We start from the raw sequence: 23695 nt of genomic DNA on the forward strand, positions 1-23695 counted from the left end.
GTGTACGGCTTGCTTTGCGTGACAGTGGGGCAAATTCTTTCAACATTTGATGAGGTTTCAAATCATGTACGCGGTCATAAAAACCGGTGGCAAACAATACAAAGTTGTCGCTGGCGAAAAACTTAAAGTAGAACAGATACCGGCAGACATTGGTTCCGAAATCACCATCGATCAAGTTCTCGCAGTAGGCGCGGGCGACACCATTAAATTTGGTGCGCCATTGGTCGAAGGTGCAACGGTACTGGTTACGGTTGTGGCGCATGGTCGCCATGATAAGGTCAAAATTTTCAAGATGCGTCGTCGTAAGCACTACCAGAAGCATCAAGGCCATCGCCAGAATTTTACCGAAATCCAAATCGTTTCGATCAACGGCTAATCGCCGCTGTTTGAATTAATCAGCTATCAAGGAGTCTTAAATGGCACATAAAAAAGGCGGCGGCACAACGCGAAACGGCCGTGATTCAGAATCAAAGCGTCTGGGCGTTAAAGTCTACGGCGGCCAAGCTATCAATGCTGGCGGCATCATCATTCGTCAACGCGGCACCCCAGTGCGCGCCGGCGAAGGCGTAGGCATGGGCAAGGACCACACGTTGTTCGCGCTGATCGCGGGCAAAGTGAAGTTCGTTGTCAAAGGTGCCGGCTCGAAGCAATTCGTGACCGTTGTACCAAACGAAGCAGTACCAGCGTAATTCATCGCGGGGCGCCAGTTCGCTCCGCCATGATCGCATGATGTAAGGCGCAAGCCTTCAATCGAAAGGCTCTGCCCAAGGTAGAGCCTTTTTAGTTTTATGGCGGCAAAATTATGAAGTTTATCGACGAAGCAAAAATCGAAGTCATCGCGGGCGATGGCGGCAACGGCTGCGCATCTTTCTGCCGTGAAAAATTCCGGCCTTTCGGCGGTCCCGATGGCGGCGATGGCGGCAAGGGCGGGTCCATCTGGGCCGTCGCCGACCGCAATATCAACACGCTCGTCGATTTCCGTTTCTCCAAAATGCACAAGGCTCGCAATGGCGAGCCTGGCCGTGGCGCAGATTGCTATGGCAAGGGCGCCGATGACATCCACCTGCGCATGCCGGTCGGCACCTTGATCATCGACAACGCGAGCGGCGAAATCCTTGCCGATTTGACCGAGCACGGCCAGATCGAACTGCTGGCCAAGGGCGGCGAAGGCGGCTGGGGCAATATCCACTTCAAGTCCTCGACCAACCGCGCGCCACGCCAAAAAGGCGAGGGCAAGGAAGGCGAACGCCGCGAACTGCGCCTGGAACTGAAGGTGCTGGCCGACGTGGGCCTGCTGGGCATGCCGAACGCCGGCAAATCGACCTTCATTTCGGCTGTCTCGAACGCGCGCCCGAAAATTGCCGATTACCCATTTACCACCCTGCACCCGAACCTGGGCGTGGTGCGCGTGTCGCACGAGAAGAGCTTTGTGATCGCCGATATTCCCGGCTTGATCGAAGGCGCTTCCGAAGGCGCGGGCCTGGGCCACCAATTCCTGCGCCACTTGCAGCGCACGGGCCTGTTGCTGCACATCGTCGACCTGGCGCCGTTTGAAACCAATGTCGATCCTGTCAAGGAAGCCAAGGCGCTGGTCAAGGAACTGAAGAAGTACGACGAGTCGCTGGTCGACAAGCCGCGCTGGCTGGTGTTGAACAAGCTCGACATGGTGCCGGAAGAAGAGCGCAAGAAGATCGTCAAGGACTTCCTCAAGCGTTTCGCCTGGAAAGGTCCCGTCTTCGAGATTTCGGCGCTGAACCACCAGGGTTGCCCGGAACTGGTGAACGCGATTTACCAGCATCTGGAAGAGAAGAAACACAGCGAAAGCCGTGCCGAAGAAACGCAGATGACCGAAGAAGCACGCGGTATCTCGTCGATCGACCCGGATGATCCGCGTTTCAAGATTCTCTACTAAGCGACTTACCCTGATGTCGGTACAGGCGGACGCTGTCGCGCCAACGCGCAAGCAAGCGTGGCGGCGCCGTGTATTGCATCTGATCGCGTATGCTTACGGCTTGAGCGCGGTCGCCTGCCTGCTGTTCGCCGATGAGATGGCGGCCGGCATGGGCATCTTTCTCAATGGCGTCGATGGCTACAGCCAGTTCTACGCCAGTCATGTCGGCCTCCGGGGCGCTACCGCGCTCCTGGCGCTGTTCGCGGCACGGCACGGCGAACCGCCGGTCTTCGGCGATATCACTGCAATGTTGGTCCTGGCGCAGCCCGCCGGCCGTTTGTTCGCGGCCATCAGCTTCGGCTTGCCCCAGGGTTTTGTGTTGTTCATGTGCGTGATGGAACTGTTGGCGGGGCTGGCCCTGCTGCTGCTCCGTCCTGTGCGCTGACGGATAAAAAAGCCCCCATGGATTCCGTGATTCAAAAAGCAACCCGCATCATCATCAAAGTCGGCTCCTCGCTGGTTACCAACGATGGCCGCGGACTCGACCATGCCGCCATCGCGCGCTGGGCCGCGCAGATTTCCGGCTTGCGCGCGCTGGGCAAGGAAGTCGTGCTGGTCAGTTCCGGCGCCATCGCCGAAGGCATGCTGCGCCTCGGTTTCGAGCAGCGCCCCACCGATATCCACGAATTGCAGGCCTGCGCGGCCGTCGGCCAGATGGGCCTGGCGCAAATCTATGAAAGCAGCTTCCGCGCCCACCGCCTCGGCACGGCACAGGTGCTGCTCACGCACGCCGACCTGGCCGACCGCGAACGCTACCTGAATGCCCGCTCCACGCTGACGACCCTGCTGCGCCTGGGCGTGGTGCCCATCATCAATGAAAACGACACCGTCGTCACCGATGAAATCAAGTTCGGCGACAACGACACCCTGGGCGCCCTGGTGGCCAACCTGATCGAAGCCGATGCGCTGGTCATCCTGACCGACCAGCACGGCCTGTTCTCGGCCGATCCGCGCAAGGACCCGAGTGCCTACCTGATCACGCAAGGCGTGGCGGGCGACCCGGCCCTGGAAGCGATGGCCGGCGGCGCCGGCTCCAGCCTGGGGCGTGGCGGCATGCTGACGAAGATCCTTGCCGCCAAGCGCGCCGCCAAGTCGGGCGCCCACACCATCATCGCCTGGGGCCGCGACAGTGACGTGCTGAGCCGCCTGGCCCAGGGCGAAGCGATCGGCACCGAATTGCGCGCGCAAACGGGGCAATTGACGGCCCGCAAGCAGTGGATGGCCGATCATCTGCATACGGCCGGCGCCGTCGTGCTCGACGCAGGCGCCGTGCAAAAGCTGCGCCAGGAGGGTAAATCCCTGCTGCCGATCGGCGTGACGGGCGTGAATGGCGAATTCGGTCGCGGCGCCGTCATCACCTGCGTCGACGCGGATGGCGTGCCCGTGGCGCGCGGCCTGTCGAACTACACGAGTGGCGAAGCGCGCCGCATCATGCGCAAGCCATCCACGGAAATCGAAGCGATTCTCGGCTACATGGAAGGCCATGAACTGATCCATCGCGACAATATGGTCTTGCTGTAAGCGCCTGCTCGCCACGCCAGCGGCCTGGCGCCTGCGCGCGCTGCGCTCAGGCCTGCAGCGCGCGGGCGGCGAACACGGCCGCCGCCGGCAGTTCCAGCAGGGCCGGCAAGTATTCCAGCAATCCCTTCCACAAGGCTTTCAGCACCCCTGGCTCGGCATCCTGCCGTTCCAGTTCGCGGCTCAGTGCTTGCAGCGCCGCCTGCGCATCGCGATTGCCCGCGCGTTCGACCATGGCGATGATTTCCCGGTAGGCGTCCGCCACGGCCTGCCCATCCGTCTGCTGCAGGCGGTTCAGCGACCCTTCGATGTGCGAGCGGTTGATGATGGTGGCGCCGGCGCCGATGCCGCTGAAATGATCGCCCATATGCCCTCCTAGTGTTTTATCTCCGAGCGGTTGCTGATGTTGGTGCCGCTGCCTATATTGCTGAATTCGTCGCCAAACGTGACCTTGGACTGGTCCACATTGACATGGTAGGTGGCCGCGGTGGCGCGGTTTTCCATGACGTCGATGATGGCTTGCGCGATGGCTTCGATGCCTTTCCTGTCGCGCGACTGCAGCAGGCTGGAACTGCCTGCCGACGTTTCCACGAACAGGGTGTAGTACCTCAGTTGCGTGCGGTCCCACAGGCCATAGCAGGCGAGGGCAAACAATCCCAGGCCGGCCAGAACATACAGCCAGGCTGGCCAGCCTGGATGCCGCCCGAACCACTGCGACGCCAGGCGTTCGAGGATCAGCGGTTCTTGCAGGCACAACAGCCAGGCCAGTGCCAGGCACAGCAGGATGGCAAACAGGCTGAGGCGAGGCTGGCGCTTGCGTTCCTGCACATAGGTTTGCGTCAGGTTGTGGATGGGATAGACGCGCGCGCCATAACGCAGGGTATTGTTGGTGATTGTTAACTCGGCCATGGCGCCCCCGGCGTTCGTGCGTGTCTGCCCAGTGTGGGCCGCTAGCGGGCCGATTCTTTAATCTGGCGCAAACGGACGCGCTATACCACGGCAGGCAGCAGGGTTTTGCTCTTGTAGTCGCACAGGTCGGCGATCATGCAATTCCAGCACTGGGGCTTGCGCGCGATGCAGGTGTAGCGGCCATGCAAAATGAGCCAGTGGTGGGCGTCGAGCAGGAACTCTTTCGGCACGAATTTCAGCAGCTTTTGCTCGACGATATCGACATTCTTGCCGGGCGCGATGCCGGTGCGGTTCGCAACGCGGAAGATATGCGTGTCGACGGCGATGGTCGGTTCGCCAAACGCCGTATTCATCACCACATTGGCTGTCTTGCGGCCCACGCCGGGCAAGGCTTCCAGCGAAGCGCGGTCACGCGGCACTTCGCCGCCGTGCTGTTCCAGCAGGATCTGGCAGGTGGCGATGACGTTCTTCGCTTTCGTGCGGAACAGGCCGATGGTACGGATATAGCTGCTTAGTTCATCGACCCCCAGCGCCAGCATCTTGGCCGGCGTATTGGCGACCGGGTACAGCAGGCGGGTGGCCTTGTTGACCGAGACGTCGGTCGCTTGCGCCGACAGCAGGACGGCAATGAGCAGCTCGAACGGCGTCGTATATTCGAGTTCGGTTTTCGGGGAAGGGTTGGCGGCGCGGAAGCGCTTAAAGATTTCCAGGCGTTTGGCGGCGTTCATGCGTCTTTTTTCGGAATGGGAGGGGAGGGCTGTCCGGTCGTGGCCGGCGCATTGGCGGCCGCCTTGGCGCGCGCGCGCTCCATGGCGGCGGCGATGATGGCGCGCTTGCGCTCCTTCTCTGCCAGTTCATCTGGCGTGACGGGCACTTCCTGCGTCACTTCCTGCATCTTGGCAACGGCCTTGGCGGCCAGGCGCGCCTCGTTTTCCTCGATCTCGCGGCGCAGCCGCTGCGTGCGCAAGTCGTGGCGCGCGCGCGCGGCGTCGGCATCCATCTGGCTCCAGGCATCCCAGCCCGTGGCATCGCCGCTGACGGGGTACATGACGATGCAGTCGACGGGGCAGGGCGCCACGCACAGGTCGCAGCCCGTGCACAGGCCGCTGATCACCGTATGCATCTGCTTGGCGGCACCGACGATGGCGTCGACGGGACAGGCCTGGATGCACAGGGTACAGCCGATACACAGCGATTCGTCGATGTAAGCGACAGATCGGGGACGTTCCAGGCCATTGACGGGATTGAGCGGTATGATTTTCTTGCCCAGCAGGCCGGCCAGGCGCACGATACCTTGCGCGCCGCCCGGCGGGCACTGGTTGATGTCGGCATTGCCGGCGGCTATCGCTTCCGCATACGGGCGGCAGCCGGTGTAGCCGCATTTGGTGCATTGCGTTTGCGGCAGCAAGTCTTCGATCTGGTCTGCAAGTGAGGGAGGGGCAGGGTGCGGCACGGTCATCTTCCACGCTAAAACGTCATTATCGGCCATCCTGGCCGCGCACAACAAAAAAACCTGTGGCCCGGAAGGGAATAGAGCGCCATCGGGCGGCATAAAAGCGCGGACATTTCCCCTGGTTTTATTTCTCAATGGAACATCAAAGTGCAAATAAACAACTTTGAGAATTCTTTTTTTTGTGGGAGCATGATTTTTATCAAGAGAATCATTGAAAAAATGATCAAGTAAACCGACCGCCAGTCTGTGCGCGCGCCTGCACCGCAAGCTGCGCCAGCCATAGGAGCAGAGCATGTGTTTCCTCCGGACAGTTGGTTTGCCCTACTGTTTAGTCTTCATTTCCTCGCTTGCCGCCGCACAGGGACAGGCGGCCTCCGCCATTGCCGCACCGGCCGCCGTGCCGGGAGCGGCGGCCGCGCGCATCGTGCGTTTTGCCGCGGAAGACTGGCCGCCCTTCATTTCGCGCAGCCTGCCGGCCGACGGCATGTCGGGCGCCATGGTCAGCGCCGTCTTCGAGCGTCTCGGCGATGTGGTCAAGTATGAATACTTCCCCTGGAAGCGCGCCATGCAGCTGGGCCTCGCGAGTGCCCGCTATGCGGGTTTCCTGGCTGTCTGGCGCACGCCGGAGCGCGAAAAACTCTGCCATTTTTCTGTTCCCGTCGGCAATACGCAAGGCGTGCTGGCTTACCTGAAGGAGGATGGCGTGCCCGGCGCCGCCCTGGCCGACCTGGGCAAGCTGCGCATCGGCACCGTGGCCGGCTACTCGAATGGGGAGCAGTTCGATGGCATGGTGGCGCGTGGCGAACTGAAGACGGAGGAGGGCCTGAACGACACCACCAACTTGAAGAAACTGCTGATCAAGCGCTACCGCGTGATCGTTATCGAACGCCACGTCTTGCAGCATTTGCTGATGGGCCGCGGCTTCAGCAAGGCCGAGCGTGAGCGCATCGCCATGGTTGATACCGTGTTCAAGGAGCGCGCCGTGCATGTCTGTTTCAAGCGCGATGCCGAAGGCGCGCTGCAGCAAAAGCGCTTCAACGAGGCGGCCCGTGAAATCGACACGGCCCGCCTGGAGCGCGATTATTGGAAGCGGCTCGACCAGAGCCTGGCCAGCGCGCCTGCTGCGCCCTGAACCGCGCGCGCCACTGTTGTTCGTTGCCAAAACGAAATATCTAAATACGAAACCATTCGTTCTTGTTTGTTTGTCCCTCCTTTAGTCTGCCTCCACTGTGTTGACGACTCTTGAAAGGATGTTTTCGTATGTTAGAACTGTTTTGCAGGGAACGCGCCGCGCCGCGCTTGGGGCCGCTGGCGCAAGCCGTGTCCGCGGCCGTGCTCTTGCTGGCCATGCCTGGGGCGGCCCAAGCGCAGGCGGCAGCGGGCGACGGCGTGCTGGCCGCCGCGCCGCTGGACGCCGTCATCGTCACGGGCGCGCGCGGCACGGGACGCACGGTGGCCAACAGCGCCGCGCCGATCGACGTGATCAGCGCGCAGCAACTGGCGGCAACCGGCAAGCTGAACCTGCTCGATGCGCTGGACACGGCCTTGCCATCGTTTAACTTGCCCGCCAGGGTACAGCCCGACCTGGGCAGCATCGTGCGCGCGGGCCAGCTGCGCAACCTCGATCCCTCGCACACGCTGGTGCTGGTCAATGGCAAGCGCCGCCACACGACGGCCATCGTCAATGAAGATGGCTTTCCCGGTTCCGTCGCCACCGACCTGGCCCTGATTCCCACGGGCGCCATTGCGCGGGTGGAAATCCTGCGCGACGGCGCCTCGGCCATCTACGGCTCCGACGCCATCGCCGGCGTCATCAACATCATATTGAAAACGGATGACAAGTTCAGCTTCAGCACGCAACTCGGCTCGACCAACGAAGGCGACGGCACGAACGGTTCCGTACGCGTCGATGGCGGCACGCGCCTGGGCGAACATGGCTACGCCCATTTCGGCGCCGAAGTGCAGCGCCAGGGCATCGCCGTGCGCAACTTCGGCCTGAATCCTGGCTATCTGTCATATCCTGCCGTGCGCAACAGCGATGGCCAGCTGGTCAAATTGGGACCGAACAACAGCCTGCCGGCCGGCGCCTCGCCGAATCCGGCCGAAGCGCAGCGCAACAGCAATCCCTGGCGCAATACGGGCGTGCCGCAAAGCACGACCGCCTCGCTCAGCGCCAACCTCGGCTACGACCTGTCGAGCGAGGTGCAGCTGTACGGCTTCGGCACCTACGCGCACCGCGACGCCCGTTCGGCGCAGAATTTCCGCCTGCCCAATACTATTTTCAATAACAACAAAGGCTTGCTATCCGTATATCCCGACGGTTTCACGCCGTATGAAACGACGAGCGAAAACGATTTTTCGCTGACGGGCGGCATCAAGGGCGAAACGGCGGGCTGGGCCTGGGACCTGAGCACGACCTATGGCCGCGACGATATCGACGTGGGCGTGGAGCACTCGGCCAATTATTCGCTCACTTATCCGGGTGGCAAGACGGATTTTGACATCGGCAATCAGCGCTACAGCCGCTCGACGACGAACCTTGACGTGCGCCGTCCCGTGCTCCTGGGCCTGGCCGAAGCGGCCGACTTCAGCGCCGGCCTCGAGTATTCGCATGAAACGCAGCAGCGCAGCCCGGGCGAGCCTGCGTCGTACCAGGGCAGCGGCTCGTCGGCCCTGGCCGGCTACCTGCCCGTCGATGCATCGGACACGGCGCGCCACAGCTATGCGGCGTATGTGGGACTGGGGGCGAAACTGACGCCGCAATGGCTGCTCGACACGGCCCTGCGCGCCGAGAAATATTCTGATTTCGGCAGTAAGACGACGGGGCGTTTGTCCTCCCGTTATGACGTCACGCCCGCCGTGGCCGTGCGCGGCACCGTCAGCAATGGCTTCCATGCACCGAGCCTGGTGACGCAATCGTATTCGAACACCTCGGACCATGCGGGCGTGCCTTACACCCTGGCGCAACCGAATTCGGCCGCCGCCCGTGCCCTCGGTGCGCAAGCGTTGAAGCCGGAGAAATCGACGAACCTGTCGGCCGGGCTGACCTTCAATCCTACGCCGACCCTGCGCATGGCCGTTGACGCGTATCAAATCAAGGTCCGCGACCGCCTCGGCGTGTCGTCGAACATCGGCATCGACCGCAGCTCGGGCGTGGCGCTCGACGGTAGCGGGCGGCCCCTGACGGCGGCGCAGGCAAGCGTCATTGAAAACCTGCTGCGTTCGGCGGGCTTGACGGTGGGCAATGGCCTGGTCGCGCATTACTTTGCCAACGTGGGCGACACGCGCACGCGCGGCATCGATTTCACGGCCGAAGATGTGCTGCGCGTGGCCGACGGCAAGCTGCGCTGGACGGCGGCGGCCAATTTCAACCAGACCAGCCTGCTGGGCAAGGCCGCGCTGCCGGCCGTGCTGCAAGGCTTGCCGAACATCGGCACCCTGAGCAAATCGGCCGAGTATGACTTGCTGTACCGCGCGCCGCGCGACAAGGAAATCCTTACCCTGGCGTATGAAAAAGCTGGCTGGGCATTCAATGTACGCGAGACGCGCTACGGCAAGCTCAAGCGCCTGAACGCCATCACGGGCGGCGACTACCAGCTGAAGGCCGCCTTCGTGACGGATGTCAGCGTCGGCTACGACATCAGCAAGCGCATCAACGTGACGGTGGGCGCCAACAATGTCTTCGACCAGAAACCGAACCAGGTGCCGCGCGAGGCGCGCAGCGCCGCGAATCTGGCGCAGTACGCAGGCGCATATGACAACTCGGGGCCGCTTGGAGTTCTTGGCGCTTATTACTATGCCCGCGCCACGTTGTCATTTTGATTTGTCGCCTTCCCTCTATCATCAAGAACAGGAAATCCCCTATGTCTGACAAAGATCAACACGCGGCCATCGACCTGGAATGGGCCAATCTCCTCTCTCCGCAGCGCCGCACCGTCTTGCGCGGCGGCGGCCTGGTGGCGGCGCTGGCCGCCTCCGGCTTGGCGGGCTCGGCACTGGCGCAGGACGCGGTCGTCAAGCGCGCCAAGCCCGCTCCGGGAAAAAGTCCGTGGGGCGAGCATACGGACACGGCGCCCACGCCGCGCCCCGTCAGCGTGCGTCCCGGCGAGGCAACCTTGCCGTCGGCACCGCGCGCCTATACGGATATCGAGAGCTATCATGCGCATATCTATTTCGATGAAGATACGTACCAGAAGGCGGCATTGATACGCAAATGGGCGGCCGAGCGCTTCCAGATCGAACTGGGCGACTGGAACCTCGAGCCGCGCGGCCCGCACGTGACGCCGTCGTTCTATTTCGGTTTTACCAATGAACTGTTGCCGGTGATCGTGCCGTGGCTGCAATTGAACAGCCTGGGCCTGACGATATTGATACACCCGAATACGGAAGACCCGCGTGCCGACCATCTGTATTACGCGCTGTGGGTGAACCGCTCGCAGCCGGTGAATGGCTATGCGATGAAGAAGCCGGGGCCGGGTGAGCCGAGAGTCGAGCAGATCTTTGTCAATACGCGTCCGACGGTGAAAATCGAGCGCGCATGAAGCGGGCATGAAAAAACGGCACGCCAGGGTGACCTGGCGTGCCGTTTTGCTCGAAACAAGGCTTGTCAGCCGTGTTTTTGGATGAATTCGCCGATTTTCGGGCAAATGATCTCGCGCCAGCGGCGGCCCGAGAAGATGCCGTAGTGGCCGCATTTCGGCGCCACGAAGTCTTGCTGCATCTCGGCGGGGATGCCGGAGCACAGGTCATGTGCCGCCTGCGTCTGGCCGGCGCCGGAAATGTCGTCCAGTTCGCCTTCCACCGTGAACAGGGCCACGTTCGTGATGTCTTGCGGACGCACCAGCTGGCCGCCTACTTTCCAGGTACCCATCGGCAGGCTGAATTCCTGGAACACGGTCTTGATGGTTTCCAGGTAGTACTCGGCCGGCATGTCCAAGACGGCGTTGTACTCGTTGTAGAACTGGCGATGGCCTTCCGCCGGTTCGTCGTCGCCCGTCACCAGGTGCATGTAGAACTCGCGGTGGCTTTGTGCATGGCGGCCCGGGTTCATGGCGATGAAGCCGGCGTGCTGCAGGAAGCCCGGATAGACCTTGCGGCCAAAACCCGGGTAATTCGGCGGCACGGCGTAGATCACGGTGTTTTCAAACCACGAGAATTTCTTTTCCGTCGCCAGGTTGTTCACCTGCGTGGGCGAGCGGCGCGGATCGATGGGGCCGCCCATCATCGTCATGGTTTTCGGCATGTGCGGATCTTTTGCCGTCGCCATCAGCGAAATGGCCGCCAGCACGGGCACGGTCGGTTGACAGACGGAAATCACATGCAGGTCAGGCGCCAGCAGGCGGATGAATTCCTGCACATAATAAATGTAGTCGTCCAGGTGGAACGGGCCTTCCGTCAGCGGTACCATGCGCGCGTCCGTCCAGTCGGTGATGTAGACATCATGCTCGGCCAGCAAGCCGCGCACGGTATCGCGCAGCAGGGTCGAGTGGTGACCGGACAGGGGGGCAACCAGCAAAACTTTGGGCTGTTGCAAGCCAGTGGCTTCTTTTTTGAAGTGAATCAGGCGGCAAAACGGTTTTGTGACGACAACGTGTTCGCGGATGTCGACGCTCTCGCCCTGGACGAGAACGGATTGGATATCGAATTGCGGTTTTTCGTAGTCTTTGCCAAGGCGGTACATCAGCTCGTAGCCGGCTGCGATGCGTTGCGAAAACGGGGTGTGGGCCAGTGGAGAAACCGGGTTGGTAAATAACTTGGAGGACATGTCTGCCCATTGCATCACCGGAGTGAGGAAGGAGCGTTGCAGTTCGTGCAGTTGGTAAAGCATATAGAGTCCTTGTTTAATTCCAAGCGCCAATATCGGCTCAAATATCATAATCCAATTTTACGATATTTGTTGAGGACAAAATGTGCTTTACCGCGCACAGGGCCACAGTTTGCGCAGCTGTGTCCATCCGCGCCACACTCGCGTAGATAGATGGTTAAACATGTCTTAAAAGTAAAAAAGCAGCGTTGCCGCTGCTTTTATCGCTGCTCTTGACGGTCGCGGCGGGCCAGGGAGCGCGATGGCTTTCCCGGTCCAGGGCTCGCTTGCGACGGCGGGACGGGCGTGCGCCTGCTTAACGTACCAGCAGCTGCAGCTTGTCCTTGACGTCCTTGAATTCTTCCGCTTCAGGCAATGCCGCCTTCGTCTTGGTGATCGAGGGCCAGTTGCGGGCCAGGTCGACGTTGATCTTGATGAACGCCTGCTGGTCGCCCGGCACGTCTTCTTCCGCGAAAATCGCGTTCACCGGGCACTCTGCCACGCAGACTGCGCAGTCAATACATTCGTCCGGATCGATTGCGAGGAAGTTCGGGCCTTCCCGGAAACAATCTACCGGGCAGACATCGACGCAGTCAGTATAGCGACAGGCGATGCAGGATTCGGTGACAACGTGGGTCATAACAGTCCTATCAATATGGGGGAGGTGCTGTAGCGCTTGCAGGAATGTCAGCGGCGCATACTAAAGCAAAGCATGACATTTTAAGGCAATTCGCTATTTCTCACAAATCCGGCTTATATACAATACATATAAGCAAATTCATTTTTTGCTGGAAGCGCATGGCCGCACAGAGGAGCGTTCGGCGACTATCGACGACGTTGGCATGGAGAAGGCGTCAAGAAAACGACAGTCCGGCAAGTTGACGCGCCGTCGGGCGCGCCGGGACGCCTGTGACGTGTGCCTGTATCGTGGTGTTTTTGCTTTTTTTAAATCAAGGCTTTGGCGAAAACTCAGGCGATCGCACGTATTTGCGCCACCAGGCTTTGCCAGCGTTCATTTTCTGCACTGCCATCTTCGGCAAACGTGATCGTCCGGCGCGCGTTGGGCGCATCGACCGTGATGCGCCATTGGGCGATGTCGGCACCCACCGGGACGTGGGCGGGCGGGCTGTCGCTAAAGAAGCCGCTGCGGTTGAGTGCCGCTTCCAGCGTGCGGCCGGCTGGATGGGCCTGGGTATCGATTTCGTAATGTTCGTTCAGGCCGGCAAAGCCGCCGCTGCCGCTGGCTGAAATTTTCATGATGTTTCCTGTCGTTGCAGACGTGCTGGCGCCGGCCGGGCTGGCATGGCGCCGATGATCTTATCGGGGGCCATAGTTGCGGCACCATGCGGCCAGCGCCTGGCGCTCCGCTTCGAGCAACTGGTCCGACTCGCTGTATTCCGCATGGTTCATGGTACCGCAGCAGGCGCGCCTGTCCTGCACGGCACCTTCTTCGTCGACGACATCGGGGGCGAAGGTCATCTGGCCGTCGTCCGTCATCGCGTTCGCCTTGAACACTTCGCGCACGGTGAAGCTGTTGCGGATGAAGTCAAGATAGGCCGGCTTGCCGTCGGCCGTGGCCAGGGTCAGCATCTGTGTCGCCACATCGGCATAGGTGGCAGCCTGGTCGGGGGCGGCGACCAGGGCGCGCAAGACCAGGCCACGCAGGTAGTCGCCGCAGCGGTGCAGCACGGCCGCGTCGTCTTCGAGCTGCGGCTGGCGTTCGTGGGCGAAGATGTCGGCCAGGATATCGTAGATGGCACCTGTAAATACTTGCGAAATGGCATGCACTTCCGTGCCCGCTTCCGACAATTTGATGTCGTTGTCGGCATTGCGCAAGCCGTTGGGCCGCCCCAGCGCCAGGCCGAACTGCTCGGCCAGGTCGGCCAGGAAGGTCTTGTCGTGCAGGTCGGCTTTCGTTTGGGCGATGACGGCTTCCACCTGGTCCAGCTGTGACAGGGCCAGGAAGATGGCCGTCAGGTCGCCGAACGACTCGTGCAGGCCGCCCGTCTGCGGCGGGTTATTGCTGAGCAGCCAGTTCGGCTTCAGGCCATCGAGCACGGCATGCCCCGTTTCATGCGAGACGATGTCGAGCGAGCGGCAGGTGTAGACGCGCTCGGTGGCGCCGCTGGGGACGAAGTCGCCGAACTTGAGGGCCTTGTCGCTGCGGCTGTAAAACGCATTCATGACGTTGGGCAAGCCATGCGGAAACACGCGCAGGGGCGCCGTGTTGCTGGCGCTATTCCATTGCCATGGCAGCGGCGGCGCCGTGTCGTTGCTGGCCAGCGCGCGCTGGTACATGGTGAGCGTCATGCGCACGATGGCAAAGGTGTGGACTGCGTCGAACTGGTCGCTGTTGGGCGAGACGATGAAGTCGCCGAAGGCGTTCGGACTGACCTGGGCGATGCCCGGCTCGCCAAACGTGATGCGCGCGTCGCGCGGGCCTTGCAGGGTCAGGCCGGGCAGGAATACCTTGCGCGTGCCCAGGTCGCTGACGGACGGGTCTTGCTTCCAGATCAGCACGCGCGACCCCACGGGCGCGGCCGCCAGCGGACGCGTGGCAGCCTCGCTGAGCCGTGGTGGACCCGGCTGCAAGGTCAGCTGGACGTTCTTGCGGTGCTGGCGGTAGGGCGCCGATGGGGTGGGCACGTATCCGACAGGCAGGGACACGCATTTGGTCAGCACGGCTTCGACCGGCACGATGACTTTCTGGTCCATGGTAGCTCTCCAAGAACTCGCAACTGGAACTGAAATAGTCGGCCTGCTTGGGGAGCTTCGATTTGATGCGGCGCAAGCGATGCGTGGGCAAGGCGGTTTTTTTCCGCCTGTCGGCGCGTTTAGTGGTCGAGGTCGCCCTATGGCGGCTGGTATGATGCTGGCCGTGTTGCCCCCGTTTTTAATAAAAGGATCGTTTGATGGCGGATATAAATATAGTTCAGCAACATAAGCTGACAGCAGTAAAGGCGCGCGAAGCGGCGCAGCAAGTGGCCGACAAGCTGGCCCGGGAATACGACCTGGCCTGCGCCTGGGACGGCGACGTGCTGCGCTTCGAGCGCAGCGGCGTCGATGGCTCGCTGACCCTGGAAAAAGAGCAGGCCGAGCTCAATATCAAGCTGGGTTTCATGCTCAGCGCCTTCGCCGCCACGATCGAAGGCAAGATCGCGGAGAAGATGCGCAAGGTGTTTACCGAGCAAGCTTGATGGCCGGCCGCCGGCTTGTCCATTGCCATGTTTGGTGGTAGGGATGAGGTCCGGACGCGGGGCGGGAGAAGCGCCGAGCCAGGCTTTTTCCCGCCAGTTTTGCCCATGTTTTACGCTTGACTGTGCGTTAGCGAACATTGCTAGCACATTTCTATTTGGAAAGCTATTGGACTTTTGTGCATTTTTGCGCTATACTTGAGTCATATTTACAACAGCTTCATCGAGTTTCACCTTCTGCTTCGCAGTACTCCCACTTATTCGGTGGTGAATAATTCTTCAGGTTTTACACCTGCATCCAGTTCAAAGTACCTTGATCGTTTTTTCGGTCAAATACATTTGGTGCCATGTATTTGCATGGCGCTAGCGTTGTTAAAAGTCCTGAACCACAGCCTCTTTTAGCACGCACACGGCACCCCGGCACCGGCTTAGGCCATCCGCTGGTCACACGCGTGTCACCCCCTGTTTCCTGTCGCTCCCGTGCGCTTTTGCGCCGTGGCGTAGCCGACGCAACAGGGTTTGCTGATTCCCGCCGCAAGCTAGCAGGCTTGCTGGGTTTCATTCCATTCGTCAAATCGAGGGAGAACCACATCGTGGCAAAACAAATCATTATCGACCATGTGTTCAAAGTGTTCGGCGACAAGCCAGAAGAAGCACTTGAACTCGTCCGCCAGGGCGCCAGCAAGCAGGACATCCTGGCCAAGACCGACTGCACCATCGGCGTCTTCGACGCCACCTTTACCATCGAAGCAGGCGAGATCTTCGTCATCATGGGCCTGTCCGGTTCCGGCAAGTCGACCCTGGTGCGCATGCTGAACCGCCTGATCGAGCCGACCGCCGGCCGCATCCTGATCGACGGCAATGACATCAATACCCTGCCGGACGCCCAGCTGCGCGCCCTGCGCCGCAAGGACATCAGCATGGTGTTCCAGTCGTTCGCGCTGCTGCCGCAAATTACCGTGCTCGACAACACTGCCTTCGGCATGGAACTGGCCGGCATGCCGAAAGCCGAGCGCCATGCGCTGGCCCAGCAGGCGCTGGAGCAGGTCGGCCTGGACGGTTACGGCGCCAGCTATCCCGACGAATTGTCGGGCGGCATGCAGCAGCGCGTGGGCCTGGCCCGTGCGCTCGCTTGCGATCCATCGATTCTGCTGATGGATGAAGCGTTTTCCGCGCTCGATCCGATTATCCGTACGGAAATGCAATCGGAACTGCTGCGTTTGCAGCAGATCAAGCGCCGCACCATCGTCTTCATTTCGCATGACCTCGACGAAGCCATGCGCATCGGCGACCGCGTTGCCATCATGAAAGACGGCCATGTGGTGCAGGTGGGCACGCCGGAAGAAATCCTGCGTAAACCTGCCAACGATTACGTGCGCAATTTCGTGCGCGGCGTCGACGCGGCGGCCGTCTTCAAGGCCAGCGATATTGCCCGCAAGAGCCAGATCGTGGTGTCGGAGTCGCCAAGCCGCGGCTCGCGCGCCGCGCTGTCGATGCTGGAAGAGCAGGATCGCGCCTTCGCGTATGTCGTCAACCCGCAGCGCAAGTTCCTCGGCGTCGTCTCGGCCGATTCGCTGCGCAGTGCGCTCGACGGCCATGTCGGACCGCTGGGCCTGGCCCATGCCTATTTGCCCGACGTGCAGACCATCAATGCGGACGAGCCAGTCGCCGGCCTGTTCGGCCAGGTGGCGCAACTGCCTTACGCCGTCCCTGTGGTGGCCAATGACGGCAGCTTCCGCGGCGCCATCAGCAAGACGACCTTGCTGAAGTTCCTCGACCGCGACACGCCGGCCATTGCCGAACAACAACAGAAAGGACAAGCATGAACCCAAGCACCGTTTCCACAGTAGAAGCTGTTGTTGAACAGACTGAGCAGATCAATCCCTGGGCGCTGACGCCGCCGACCGACGCCAGCACCGCGTGGCTCGACGCCGCCGCGCCCGCCGTGCAGCCGGAACAGGCGACCGGTTTTCACCTGACGCAGATTTTCGACGGCTCGCTGCCGCTGGAAAGCTGGATCAACCAGGGCCTGGGCTGGGTCGTCGCGCATTTCCGCCCCTTCTTCCAGGCCGTGCGCGCGCCGATCGACAGCGTGCTGTCCGGCGTGGAAGGCGTGCTGCTGGCCGCGCCGTCGCTGACGGTGATCGCCATCATCGGCTTGCTGGCATGGCAATTCACGAGCCGCACGCTGGCCATCGGCACCGTGCTGGCGCTGCTGCTCGTGTCGATGCTGGGCATCTGGCCGGAAGCCATGACGACCTTGTCGCTGGTGCTGACGTCGCTGGCCTTCTGCCTGGCCATTGGCTTGCCGCTGGGTATTTTCCTCGCCAGCAGCGACCGCGCGCAGAATATCCTGCGCCCCCTGCTCGACGCCATGCAGACGACGCCCGCCTTTGTCTACCTGGTGCCGGTGGTGATGCTGTTCGGTATCGGTAATGCGCCTGGCGTGATCGTGACGATCATCTTTGCCCTGCCGCCGCTGGTGCGTCTGACCAACCTCGGCATCCGCCAGGTGCGTCCCGACCTGATCGAAGCGGCCCGCGCCTACGGCGCCTCGCCGTGGCAGTTGCTGACCCGCGTGCAGTTTCCGCTGGCCATGCCTTCCATCATGGCCGGCATCAACCAGTCGCTGATGCTGTCGCTGTCGATGGTCGTGATCGCCTCGATGATCGCCGTCGGCGGCCTGGGCCAGATGGTCTTGCGCGGCATCGGCCGCCTGGACATGGGCTTGGCAACGGTTGGCGGCCTCGGTATCGTGCTGCTGGCCATCACCCTGGACCGCTTGACGCAAGCGATGGGCCAGCCGCGCCGCGGCGTGCGCCATTGGTACCAGACGGGTCCGACCGGTTTCGTGCTGCGCCTGGTGCGCGGCAACACGGAAAAAAATAATGTTGAACAGCAAGCAACGCTGGTCAACGCACAATAAAGGAACCACATGCATCAAATCGAACATTTTAAAGTGACGCAAAAATCGCAACGCAAGTTCCAGTGGTTCTCGGCCCTGGCGATCGCCGCCATGGCGCTGACCACCAGCCTGGCCATGGCGCAGGCGCCCGCCGCGGCCGCCGATGCGCTGCCCGGCAAGGGCGTCAAGGTGCAGCCGCTGCAAAGCTCGATTGCGGAAGAAACCTTCCAGACTATGCTGGTCGACAAGGCCCTGCAAAAGCTCGGCTACGAAGTGCAGCCGATCAAGGAAGTGGAATATCCGACGGCGCATATCGCCATCGCCAACGGCGACGCCACGTTCATGGCCGTGCACTGGGACCCGATGCACAAGGATTTCTATAAGAATGCGGGCGGCGACGCCAAGCTGTCGCGCACGGGCCAGTATGCGGGGCCGGCGGCGCAAGGTTATCTGATCGATAAGGCAACTGCCGACAAGTACAACATCACGAATATCGACCAGTTGCGCGACCCCACCCTGGCCAAGCTGTTCGACCACGATGGCGACGGCAAGGCCGACTTGACGGGTTGCAACCCCGGCTGGGGCTGCGAAGCGCTGATCGAGAACCACATGGATGCGTATAAATTGCGCGAGACGGTGACGCACGTGCAGGGCAGCTATGCGGCCCTGATCGCCGACACCCTGGGCCGCTACAAGCGTGGCGAACCGATCCTGTACTACACGTGGACGCCGTACTGGGTCAGCGGCGTGCTGGTGCCGGGCAAGGACGTGGTCTGGCTGAAAGTGCCGTTCTCGGCCAATCCGGACAAGGCGAACACCCGCCTCGACAATGGCAGCGATTACGGCTTTGCCGTCAACACGGCCCGTATTGTTTCTAACAAGGAATGGGCGCAGAAAAACCCGGCGGCCGCCAAGTTGTTCGAAGTGATGCAGCTGCCCGTGGCCGACATCAATGCGCAGAACGAGCGCATGCGCCGCGGCGAAAACACGCAGGCCGATATCGCGCGCCATGCGGACGGCTGGATCAAGTACCACCAGCAAACGTTTGACGGCTGGATCGCGCAAGCGCTGGCGGCGGCAAAAAAGTAAATTACGGCTGATACCGGCGTAAAAGAGTGGCTACCGATTTGGTAGCCACTTTTGCGTTAACGGGCCGTTTGCGTGATTTTTGGTGAGTTTTCAGCCGTTTTCGGCCTGTTTCTCTGCAAAACGGCACTTGTCGCGCTTTAGTCCTTCAAGTCTTCGATCAGGTCGATGTATTGTTGTTGCGCCTCTTCCTTCGAGGTGCCGGCCAGGGCCGCCCAGGCGTCGAACTTGGCGCGGTTGACGAAGTCGGTCATGCCGGGACGCTCGCCCGTGGCGTCGCCGCTCGAGGCTTGCTTGAACAGCGCGTAAATTTTCAGCAAGGTCATATTGTCCGGACGCTCGGACAGGGTCTTGGAATCGAGCTGCGCTTGGTCGAATTGCTCTTGTAAACTCATGATGGCTCCTGTGTGCTGATGGAATCGCTGGAAAAGTGCGGCAGGCGCGGCGGAGTGGCCACCGTGCGTGCTGCAGTGCCTGACATCATAGTGAAAAAAGCGCGCCGTGCATTAGAGGACATACTCAAAACAAAAGCGCCGCCGCTGAATGAACAGGGGCGGCGCCTGGCGCAATCGCGGGATCGCAGCCTGGTCGGTTCTTATACGCCCAGCAGTTCGACGTCGAAAATCAGCGTGGCGTTCGGTGGAATCACGCCGCCGGCGCCGCGTGCGCCATAGCCCAGTGCTGCCGGGATGATCAGCTGGCGCTTGCCGCCCACTTTCATGCCTTGCACGCCTTCGTCCCAGCCTTGGATGACGCGGCCTGCGCCCAGCGGGAATTCGAACGGGTCGTTGCGGTCCTTGCTCGAGTCAAATTTCGAGCCGGCGCTGCCGTCGTCGTTTTGCAGCCAGCCCGTGTAATGCACGACAACATTGTTGCCGGCTTGCGCTTCCGCGCCTTCGCCGACGACGGTATCGATGTATTGCAGGCCGGAAGCGGTAGTGGTGGTGGTCATGATAATCCTTGTGTAGGCGATGAAAGCTTCAGATTGTAGAGCAATGAGTTGCAAAGCGCCATTCCAGGCCTGCTGCAGGGAAAATGGGGAGATTGCGGCGATGTGTGGCTGACGCTTGCATTTAAGGGGTGATTTCACACAATAAATACGGTGTTTCCACGTAAAATGCCTGTTTTGTATTTAACAGTGATTTTTGCCATGTTCCGCAGTCTACGCCGCCTTGTTTTTTCCTCGCTGTGCCTGGTTTCCGCAATATCGACGGCGCAAGCCGAAGTGGTGGTGGTACTCAATTCCCGTGATGCTACGGTGCAACTGCTGGACCAGAAAACCTACGCTCCCCTGTCTACCTTTGCCGTCGGCAAGGAGCCGCATCACCTGATGGAAACACCGGACGGCAAGTCGCTGATCGTCGCCAGTTCCGTCGGCAACGAGCTGATCTTCCTCGATCCCGTCTCGGGCCAGATCCAGCGCCGCATCAGCAACATCCTCGACCCCTACCAGATCGGCTTTTCGCCGGACCAGAAGTGGTTCATCTCGAATTCGCTGCGCCTGGACCGTATCGATCTGTACCGCTACGACGGCAAGAACCTGACCCTGGCCAAGCGCATCGCGCTGCCGAAATTGCCCAGCCACATGGCCTTCACGGCCGACAGCACCATGGCCTTTATCACCCAGCAGGGCAGCAACCAGGTCAGCGCCATCGACCTGGCCACGCAGACGGTGAAATGGACCATGCCCGTCGGCCCGGCGCCGGCCGGCATCACGATGACGCCCGACGGCAAGTATTTGCTGGTGGGCATCATGGGCAGCGATTACGTGGAAGTGATCGACTGGCGCACGCAAAAGACCGTCAAGCGCATCAAGGCGGGCGCCGGCACGCATAATTTCCGCGCGCTCGGTGACAACCGCATGACGTTCGTGTCGAACCGCGTGTCGAACACGATCAACATCATCGACCAGAAAACCCTGGAAAACGTCGGCACCATCAACGTGCCCGGTGGCCCGGACTGCATGGAAATCACGCCCGATGGCAAGACCATGTGGGTGACATTGCGCTGGATCAAGAAAGTGGCCGTGATCGATTTAACCACGCGCAAGGTGATCAAGACGATCCCCGTGGGCCGTTCGCCCCATGGCGTGTATTTCGCCACGCACTCGCCGCGCATGTGATGACGCAGGTGATGATGAAATACTTGACCATGCGCCGCCTGATTTCCCATGGCGGCGTACCCGCCATGCTGCTGTGCGCCAGCGCCATGTCCGCCCATGCGGCCACGCCTGTCGCGCCCGCTACTCCGGCCGTTCCGGCAGCCACAGCCGCATCTGCCCCGGCCGCCTGCAAGGGCACGATCTACATGACGTTCGACACGGGCAGCCAGTCGCAAGCGCAACTGATCGCCGACGTGCTGAACAAGCGCCATGTGAAGGCAACTTTCTTCCTGGCCAATGAAAAGACCACGCGCGGCGACTATTCGCTCGATCCCTCGTGGGCGCCGTACTGGAAAGCCCGGGTCGCCGAAGGCCATGCGTTCGGCACGCATACGTTCGACCACGTGTACTGGAAGAAGGATCTGGCCAACGGCTTGATCCAGGTCAAGCCCCAGTTCGGCAAGGACGGCGGCAAGCTGGCGTCATTGACGGATCAGCAATTTTGCGAGGAATTGCGCCGCGTCGATACGCGCTTCCAGGAACTGACCGGCCGCAAGCTCGACCCGTTCTGGCGCGCGCCGGGCGGCTACACGTCGCCGCGCACCCTGGCGGCCGGCAGCGCCTGCGGCTACCGGCATGCGGGCTGGGCGCCAGCGGGGTATTCCGGCGATGAACTGCCCAGCGACAAGTATCCGAACGCCATGCTGCTGAAAAAAGCGCTGGCGAACTTGCGCAGCGGCGACATTTTCATTGCCCACATGGGCATCTGGTCGCGCAAGGATGCGTGGGCGCCCGCCAACCTCGATGCCTTGATTTCCGGCTTGCAAGACAAGGGTTTCTGCTTTGCCACCTTGCGCGAACATCCAGCCTACGCGCAGAAGAAGGGCCAGCCATGATGGCCGCCGACATCGGCGCCTTCATCGCCCCCGCCATCGATGCCGTGGTCGACGCCTTTGGCGTGGCGCAAGGCTGGCTGTTCCAGACCGTGGTGAATCCCCTCGTCTACCACCTGGGCTTTGGCGAATTCACGGAAGAAGCGTTCGAGGGCACGGAATGGCTGCTGATCGGCCTGTGCGAACTGGTGCTGCTGTTTCTCGTGCTGCGCCCGCTCGAAGCCTGGATACCCGCGCAAAAGATCACCGACCCGCGCGCCCGCTGGAACGACTTTATTTACACGGTGCTGCACCGCATCGGCCTGTTTTCCGTGCTGGTCTTCTTCACGCTCGATCCGCTGATGGATGCCTTGGCGGGCGCCTTGCGTTTCGACAATATCCATCCATTGAACCTGGAGTCGCTGTTGCCCGGCATCAGTCCCTTGCTCAGCTTTATCATTTATTTTGTGATACTGGACTTCGTCGACTATTGCTATCACCGCGCTTCGCACCATTTCGGCTGGTGGTGGGGCTTGCACAGCCTGCATCACAGCCAGCAAAACATGAATTTGTGGAGCGATGACCGCAACCACCTGCTCGATGACTTCCTGCGCGACGTAGTGATGGCGCTGGTGGCGCTCGGCATCGGCGTGCCGCCGGGCCAGTATGTGCTGCTGGTGTCGATTTCGCGCATCCTGCAAAGCTTGCAGCATGCGAATGTAAGGATGCACTTCGGCCGCATCGGCGAGCGGCTGCTGATCTCGCCCCGTTTCCACCGCACGCATCACGCAATTGGCGTGGGGCACGAGTCGACGGGCAAGGGCAGCCTGGGCGGTTGCAACTTCGGCGTGGTGCTGCCGATTTGGGATATGCTGCTGGGCACCGCGAATTTCTCGGCCGGCTATGCGCGCACGGGCGTGCGCGACCAGCTGGCCCGCATCGACAGCGATGGCGTGGGCCGCCCCGGACGCGAGTATGGGCGCGGCTTCTGGCAGCAGCAATGGCTGGGCCTGCGCCGCATGGTGGAATTTGCAAGATTGAAACGAAAAGGACGCCGTTGATGCGTAATGTGCTGAATTCGTATGGCCGTGCTTTCCTGTCACAATTGCACGGCAAGATATTGCTGTTGAGCATAGCACCGTTCATCCTGTCGGTGGTGCTGTGGGGCGCCTTGCTGTATGTGGGCCTGCAGCCGCTGATCGACAGCCTGCACGCGCTGTTCACGCAATATGATTTCTTCCGCACCAGCGGCCAGGTGCTGGCCACCTTCGGCCTGGGCGTGCTGAAAGCCGTGATCGTGCCGCTGATCGCCATGTTCATGCTGCTGCCGCTGATGATCTTGACGGCGCTGATCTTCATGGGCCTGCTCGCCATGCCCGCGATTGCGCGCCACGTGGGCGGGCGGCACTTTCCGCAACTGGAAAAGCGGCATGGCGGCAGCCTGCTGGGCAGCGTCGCTACCTCGCTGGCCACCTTTTTGTTGTTCATCATCGCCTGGGTCGTCCTGCTGCCCCTGTACGCGTTCCCGCCCGCCGCTTTGGCCGGGCAAGCCGTGCTGTGGGGCTGGCTGACCTACCGCGTGATGGCGTATGACGCGATGGCCGACTATGCGAGCAAGGAAGAACGCCTGGCCATCATGCGCGAACAGCGCTGGCCGCTGCTGGCCATCGGCATGGTGTCCGGCGCGGCCGGCGCCGTGCCGGGCATGCTGTGGATGGGCGGCGTGATGTCGGTGGTGTTCTTCCCCTTCCTGGCGGCGTTTGCCATCTGGCTGTATGTGCTGATCTTTATCTTTACGGGTCTGTGGTTCCAGTATTACTGCCTGGAAGCATTGGCGCGCCTGCGGGGCCAGCGCGGCATGAGCGACGTGGCAGCCAAGGACGCCTGACCATTTTTATTGCAT

At 61.4% G+C, this 23695-nt stretch carries 26 protein-coding genes; 16 read left to right on the forward strand and 10 right to left on the reverse strand.

Annotated features, from left to right (window positions below; translation table 11 throughout):
• Window positions 1-64: 64 nt before the first annotated feature.
• The 5 genes from rplU to proB all read left to right on the forward strand — a co-directional run bounded on the left by rplU (window position 65) and on the right by proB (window position 3472).
• Window positions 65-376: a 50S ribosomal protein L21 gene (gene rplU / locus AC3RCJ_RS06655; RefSeq protein ID WP_038500602.1), complete on the forward strand. Its 312-nt coding sequence runs from the start codon at window positions 65-67 to the stop codon at window positions 374-376.
• A 40-nt stretch (window positions 377-416) separates the two neighbouring features.
• On the forward strand, window positions 417-689 hold the full coding sequence (rpmA, locus tag AC3RCJ_RS06660) for a 50S ribosomal protein L27 (protein ID WP_070219281.1): 273 nt from the start codon (window positions 417-419) through the stop codon (window positions 687-689).
• 113 nt (window positions 690-802) lie between these two features.
• Window positions 803-1912: a GTPase ObgE gene (gene obgE, locus AC3RCJ_RS06665; RefSeq protein WP_492959294.1), complete on the forward strand. Its 1110-nt coding sequence runs from the start codon at window positions 803-805 to the stop codon at window positions 1910-1912.
• 73 nt (window positions 1913-1985) lie between these two features.
• Window positions 1986-2336, forward strand: coding sequence for a hypothetical protein (locus AC3RCJ_RS06670; protein WP_492959292.1), 351 nt, complete (start codon window positions 1986-1988; stop codon window positions 2334-2336).
• 17 nt (window positions 2337-2353) lie between these two features.
• Window positions 2354-3472 carry a glutamate 5-kinase gene (proB, locus tag AC3RCJ_RS06675; RefSeq protein WP_492959290.1) on the forward strand — a complete coding sequence of 373 codons (1119 nt, stop codon included), beginning with the start codon at window positions 2354-2356 and terminating at the stop codon, window positions 3470-3472.
• A 46-nt stretch (window positions 3473-3518) separates the two neighbouring features.
• Here proB and AC3RCJ_RS06680 read toward each other — a convergent pair whose 3' ends face one another.
• The 4 genes from AC3RCJ_RS06680 to rsxB form a co-directional block, all read right to left on the reverse strand.
• Window positions 3519-3836 carry a hypothetical protein gene (locus AC3RCJ_RS06680; RefSeq protein WP_492959288.1) on the reverse strand — a complete coding sequence of 106 codons (318 nt, stop codon included), beginning with the start codon at window positions 3834-3836 and terminating at the stop codon, window positions 3519-3521.
• An 8-nt stretch (window positions 3837-3844) separates the two neighbouring features.
• Window positions 3845-4378 carry a DUF6232 family protein gene (locus AC3RCJ_RS06685; protein WP_492959286.1) on the reverse strand — a complete coding sequence of 178 codons (534 nt, stop codon included), beginning with the start codon at window positions 4376-4378 and terminating at the stop codon, window positions 3845-3847.
• Between the two features lie 80 nt (window positions 4379-4458).
• Window positions 4459-5106, reverse strand: coding sequence for an endonuclease III (gene nth / locus AC3RCJ_RS06690; RefSeq protein WP_492959284.1), 648 nt, complete (start codon window positions 5104-5106; stop codon window positions 4459-4461).
• On the reverse strand, window positions 5103-5837 hold the full coding sequence (rsxB, locus tag AC3RCJ_RS06695) for an electron transport complex subunit RsxB (protein ID WP_492959282.1): 735 nt from the start codon (window positions 5835-5837) through the stop codon (window positions 5103-5105). Before rsxB ends, nth begins: the two co-directional genes overlap by 4 nt.
• 310 nt (window positions 5838-6147) lie before the next feature.
• Between rsxB and AC3RCJ_RS06700 the strand changes: the two genes are divergently transcribed.
• The 3 genes from AC3RCJ_RS06700 to AC3RCJ_RS06710 all read left to right on the forward strand — a co-directional run bounded on the left by AC3RCJ_RS06700 (window position 6148) and on the right by AC3RCJ_RS06710 (window position 10372).
• The gene (locus tag AC3RCJ_RS06700; RefSeq protein WP_492959280.1) at window positions 6148-6963 is read left to right on the forward strand and encodes a substrate-binding periplasmic protein; all 816 of its coding nucleotides are present in this window, start codon (window positions 6148-6150) and stop codon (window positions 6961-6963) included.
• Between the two features lie 128 nt (window positions 6964-7091).
• Window positions 7092-9653 carry a TonB-dependent receptor plug domain-containing protein gene (locus AC3RCJ_RS06705; RefSeq protein WP_492959278.1) on the forward strand — a complete coding sequence of 854 codons (2562 nt, stop codon included), beginning with the start codon at window positions 7092-7094 and terminating at the stop codon, window positions 9651-9653.
• A gap of 41 nt (window positions 9654-9694) precedes the next feature.
• Window positions 9695-10372, forward strand: a complete 678-nt coding sequence (locus tag AC3RCJ_RS06710) for a DOPA 4,5-dioxygenase family protein (protein ID WP_492959276.1) — start codon at window positions 9695-9697, stop codon at window positions 10370-10372.
• Between the two features lie 65 nt (window positions 10373-10437).
• Here AC3RCJ_RS06710 and AC3RCJ_RS06715 read toward each other — a convergent pair whose 3' ends face one another.
• The 4 genes from AC3RCJ_RS06715 to AC3RCJ_RS06730 form a co-directional block, all read right to left on the reverse strand.
• Window positions 10438-11658: a polyhydroxyalkanoate depolymerase gene (locus tag AC3RCJ_RS06715; protein WP_070260064.1), complete on the reverse strand. Its 1221-nt coding sequence runs from the start codon at window positions 11656-11658 to the stop codon at window positions 10438-10440.
• Between the two features lie 292 nt (window positions 11659-11950).
• The gene (gene fdxA / locus AC3RCJ_RS06720) at window positions 11951-12274 is read right to left on the reverse strand and encodes a ferredoxin FdxA (protein ID WP_492959274.1); all 324 of its coding nucleotides are present in this window, start codon (window positions 12272-12274) and stop codon (window positions 11951-11953) included.
• Between the two features lie 329 nt (window positions 12275-12603).
• Window positions 12604-12891 (reverse strand): protealysin inhibitor emfourin, encoded by a 288-nt coding sequence (locus tag AC3RCJ_RS06725; protein ID WP_492959272.1) that lies wholly within the window; start codon window positions 12889-12891, stop codon window positions 12604-12606.
• Window positions 12892-12951: 60 nt separating this feature from the next.
• Complete coding sequence (locus AC3RCJ_RS06730; RefSeq protein WP_492959270.1) at window positions 12952-14349, reverse strand: hypothetical protein; 1398 nt, start codon at window positions 14347-14349, stop codon at window positions 12952-12954.
• A gap of 197 nt (window positions 14350-14546) precedes the next feature.
• Here AC3RCJ_RS06730 and AC3RCJ_RS06735 point away from each other — a divergent pair, with 197 nt between their 5' ends.
• The 4 genes from AC3RCJ_RS06735 to proX all read left to right on the forward strand — a co-directional run bounded on the left by AC3RCJ_RS06735 (window position 14547) and on the right by proX (window position 18822).
• Window positions 14547-14831, forward strand: coding sequence for a polyhydroxyalkanoic acid system family protein (locus AC3RCJ_RS06735; protein WP_492959268.1), 285 nt, complete (start codon window positions 14547-14549; stop codon window positions 14829-14831).
• A 590-nt stretch (window positions 14832-15421) separates the two neighbouring features.
• Complete coding sequence (gene proV / locus AC3RCJ_RS06740) at window positions 15422-16654, forward strand: glycine betaine/L-proline ABC transporter ATP-binding protein ProV (protein WP_086145175.1); 1233 nt, start codon at window positions 15422-15424, stop codon at window positions 16652-16654.
• The gene (proW, locus tag AC3RCJ_RS06745) at window positions 16651-17754 is read left to right on the forward strand and encodes a glycine betaine/L-proline ABC transporter permease ProW (protein ID WP_492959266.1); all 1104 of its coding nucleotides are present in this window, start codon (window positions 16651-16653) and stop codon (window positions 17752-17754) included. Before proV ends, proW begins: the two co-directional genes overlap by 4 nt.
• A 9-nt stretch (window positions 17755-17763) precedes the next feature.
• Complete coding sequence (gene proX / locus AC3RCJ_RS06750) at window positions 17764-18822, forward strand: glycine betaine/L-proline ABC transporter substrate-binding protein ProX (protein WP_492959264.1); 1059 nt, start codon at window positions 17764-17766, stop codon at window positions 18820-18822.
• Between the two features lie 137 nt (window positions 18823-18959).
• Here proX and AC3RCJ_RS06755 read toward each other — a convergent pair whose 3' ends face one another.
• A complete protein-coding gene (locus tag AC3RCJ_RS06755; RefSeq protein WP_071325159.1) occupies window positions 18960-19214 on the reverse strand; it encodes an acyl-CoA-binding protein in 255 nt (84 codons plus the stop codon).
• 200 nt (window positions 19215-19414) lie between these two features.
• Window positions 19415-19771, reverse strand: coding sequence for an FKBP-type peptidyl-prolyl cis-trans isomerase (locus AC3RCJ_RS06760; protein ID WP_034760263.1), 357 nt, complete (start codon window positions 19769-19771; stop codon window positions 19415-19417).
• Window positions 19772-19969: 198 nt separating this feature from the next.
• On the opposite strand from AC3RCJ_RS06760, the gene AC3RCJ_RS06765 reads away from it, so the two are divergent.
• The 4 genes from AC3RCJ_RS06765 to AC3RCJ_RS06780 all read left to right on the forward strand — a co-directional run bounded on the left by AC3RCJ_RS06765 (window position 19970) and on the right by AC3RCJ_RS06780 (window position 23680).
• Complete coding sequence (locus AC3RCJ_RS06765) at window positions 19970-20941, forward strand: YVTN family beta-propeller repeat protein (protein WP_230538749.1); 972 nt, start codon at window positions 19970-19972, stop codon at window positions 20939-20941.
• A gap of 86 nt (window positions 20942-21027) precedes the next feature.
• Window positions 21028-21816, forward strand: a complete 789-nt coding sequence (locus AC3RCJ_RS06770; protein ID WP_492959437.1) for a polysaccharide deacetylase family protein — start codon at window positions 21028-21030, stop codon at window positions 21814-21816.
• Window positions 21813-22853, forward strand: a complete 1041-nt coding sequence (locus tag AC3RCJ_RS06775; RefSeq protein ID WP_492959261.1) for a sterol desaturase family protein — start codon at window positions 21813-21815, stop codon at window positions 22851-22853. Before AC3RCJ_RS06770 ends, AC3RCJ_RS06775 begins: the two co-directional genes overlap by 4 nt.
• Window positions 22853-23680, forward strand: a complete 828-nt coding sequence (locus AC3RCJ_RS06780; protein ID WP_492959259.1) for an EI24 domain-containing protein — start codon at window positions 22853-22855, stop codon at window positions 23678-23680. Before AC3RCJ_RS06775 ends, AC3RCJ_RS06780 begins: the two co-directional genes overlap by 1 nt.
• Window positions 23681-23695: the final 15 nt, after the last annotated feature.

The sequence above is a fragment of the Janthinobacterium sp. GW822-FHT07H11 genome (genome assembly GCF_058798615.1).

What these genes read in the sequence shown, in the direction of transcription:
- rplU (WP_038500602.1), top strand. Translation starts at nt 65, where the DNA reads ATGTACGCGGTCATAAAAACCGGTGGCAAACAATACAAAGTTGTCGCT.
- rpmA (WP_070219281.1), top strand. Translation starts at nt 417, where the DNA reads ATGGCACATAAAAAAGGCGGCGGCACAACGCGAAACGGCCGTGATTCA.
- obgE (WP_492959294.1), top strand. Translation starts at nt 803, where the DNA reads ATGAAGTTTATCGACGAAGCAAAAATCGAAGTCATCGCGGGCGATGGC.
- proB (WP_492959290.1), top strand. Translation starts at nt 2,354, where the DNA reads ATGGATTCCGTGATTCAAAAAGCAACCCGCATCATCATCAAAGTCGGC.
- AC3RCJ_RS06680 (WP_492959288.1), bottom strand. Translation starts at nt 3,836, where the DNA reads ATGGGCGATCATTTCAGCGGCATCGGCGCCGGCGCCACCATCATCAAC.
- AC3RCJ_RS06685 (WP_492959286.1), bottom strand. Translation starts at nt 4,378, where the DNA reads ATGGCCGAGTTAACAATCACCAACAATACCCTGCGTTATGGCGCGCGC.
- nth (WP_492959284.1), bottom strand. Translation starts at nt 5,106, where the DNA reads ATGAACGCCGCCAAACGCCTGGAAATCTTTAAGCGCTTCCGCGCCGCC.
- rsxB (WP_492959282.1), bottom strand. Translation starts at nt 5,837, where the DNA reads ATGACCGTGCCGCACCCTGCCCCTCCCTCACTTGCAGACCAGATCGAA.
- AC3RCJ_RS06705 (WP_492959278.1), top strand. Translation starts at nt 7,092, where the DNA reads ATGTTAGAACTGTTTTGCAGGGAACGCGCCGCGCCGCGCTTGGGGCCG.
- AC3RCJ_RS06710 (WP_492959276.1), top strand. Translation starts at nt 9,695, where the DNA reads ATGTCTGACAAAGATCAACACGCGGCCATCGACCTGGAATGGGCCAAT.
- AC3RCJ_RS06715 (WP_070260064.1), bottom strand. Translation starts at nt 11,658, where the DNA reads ATGCTTTACCAACTGCACGAACTGCAACGCTCCTTCCTCACTCCGGTG.
- fdxA (WP_492959274.1), bottom strand. Translation starts at nt 12,274, where the DNA reads ATGACCCACGTTGTCACCGAATCCTGCATCGCCTGTCGCTATACTGAC.
- AC3RCJ_RS06725 (WP_492959272.1), bottom strand. Translation starts at nt 12,891, where the DNA reads ATGAAAATTTCAGCCAGCGGCAGCGGCGGCTTTGCCGGCCTGAACGAA.
- AC3RCJ_RS06730 (WP_492959270.1), bottom strand. Translation starts at nt 14,349, where the DNA reads ATGGACCAGAAAGTCATCGTGCCGGTCGAAGCCGTGCTGACCAAATGC.
- AC3RCJ_RS06735 (WP_492959268.1), top strand. Translation starts at nt 14,547, where the DNA reads ATGGCGGATATAAATATAGTTCAGCAACATAAGCTGACAGCAGTAAAG.
- proW (WP_492959266.1), top strand. Translation starts at nt 16,651, where the DNA reads ATGAACCCAAGCACCGTTTCCACAGTAGAAGCTGTTGTTGAACAGACT.
- proX (WP_492959264.1), top strand. Translation starts at nt 17,764, where the DNA reads ATGCATCAAATCGAACATTTTAAAGTGACGCAAAAATCGCAACGCAAG.
- AC3RCJ_RS06755 (WP_071325159.1), bottom strand. Translation starts at nt 19,214, where the DNA reads ATGAGTTTACAAGAGCAATTCGACCAAGCGCAGCTCGATTCCAAGACC.
- AC3RCJ_RS06760 (WP_034760263.1), bottom strand. Translation starts at nt 19,771, where the DNA reads ATGACCACCACCACTACCGCTTCCGGCCTGCAATACATCGATACCGTC.
- AC3RCJ_RS06765 (WP_230538749.1), top strand. Translation starts at nt 19,970, where the DNA reads ATGTTCCGCAGTCTACGCCGCCTTGTTTTTTCCTCGCTGTGCCTGGTT.
- AC3RCJ_RS06770 (WP_492959437.1), top strand. Translation starts at nt 21,028, where the DNA reads ATGTCCGCCCATGCGGCCACGCCTGTCGCGCCCGCTACTCCGGCCGTT.
- AC3RCJ_RS06775 (WP_492959261.1), top strand. Translation starts at nt 21,813, where the DNA reads ATGATGGCCGCCGACATCGGCGCCTTCATCGCCCCCGCCATCGATGCC.
- AC3RCJ_RS06780 (WP_492959259.1), top strand. Translation starts at nt 22,853, where the DNA reads ATGCGTAATGTGCTGAATTCGTATGGCCGTGCTTTCCTGTCACAATTG.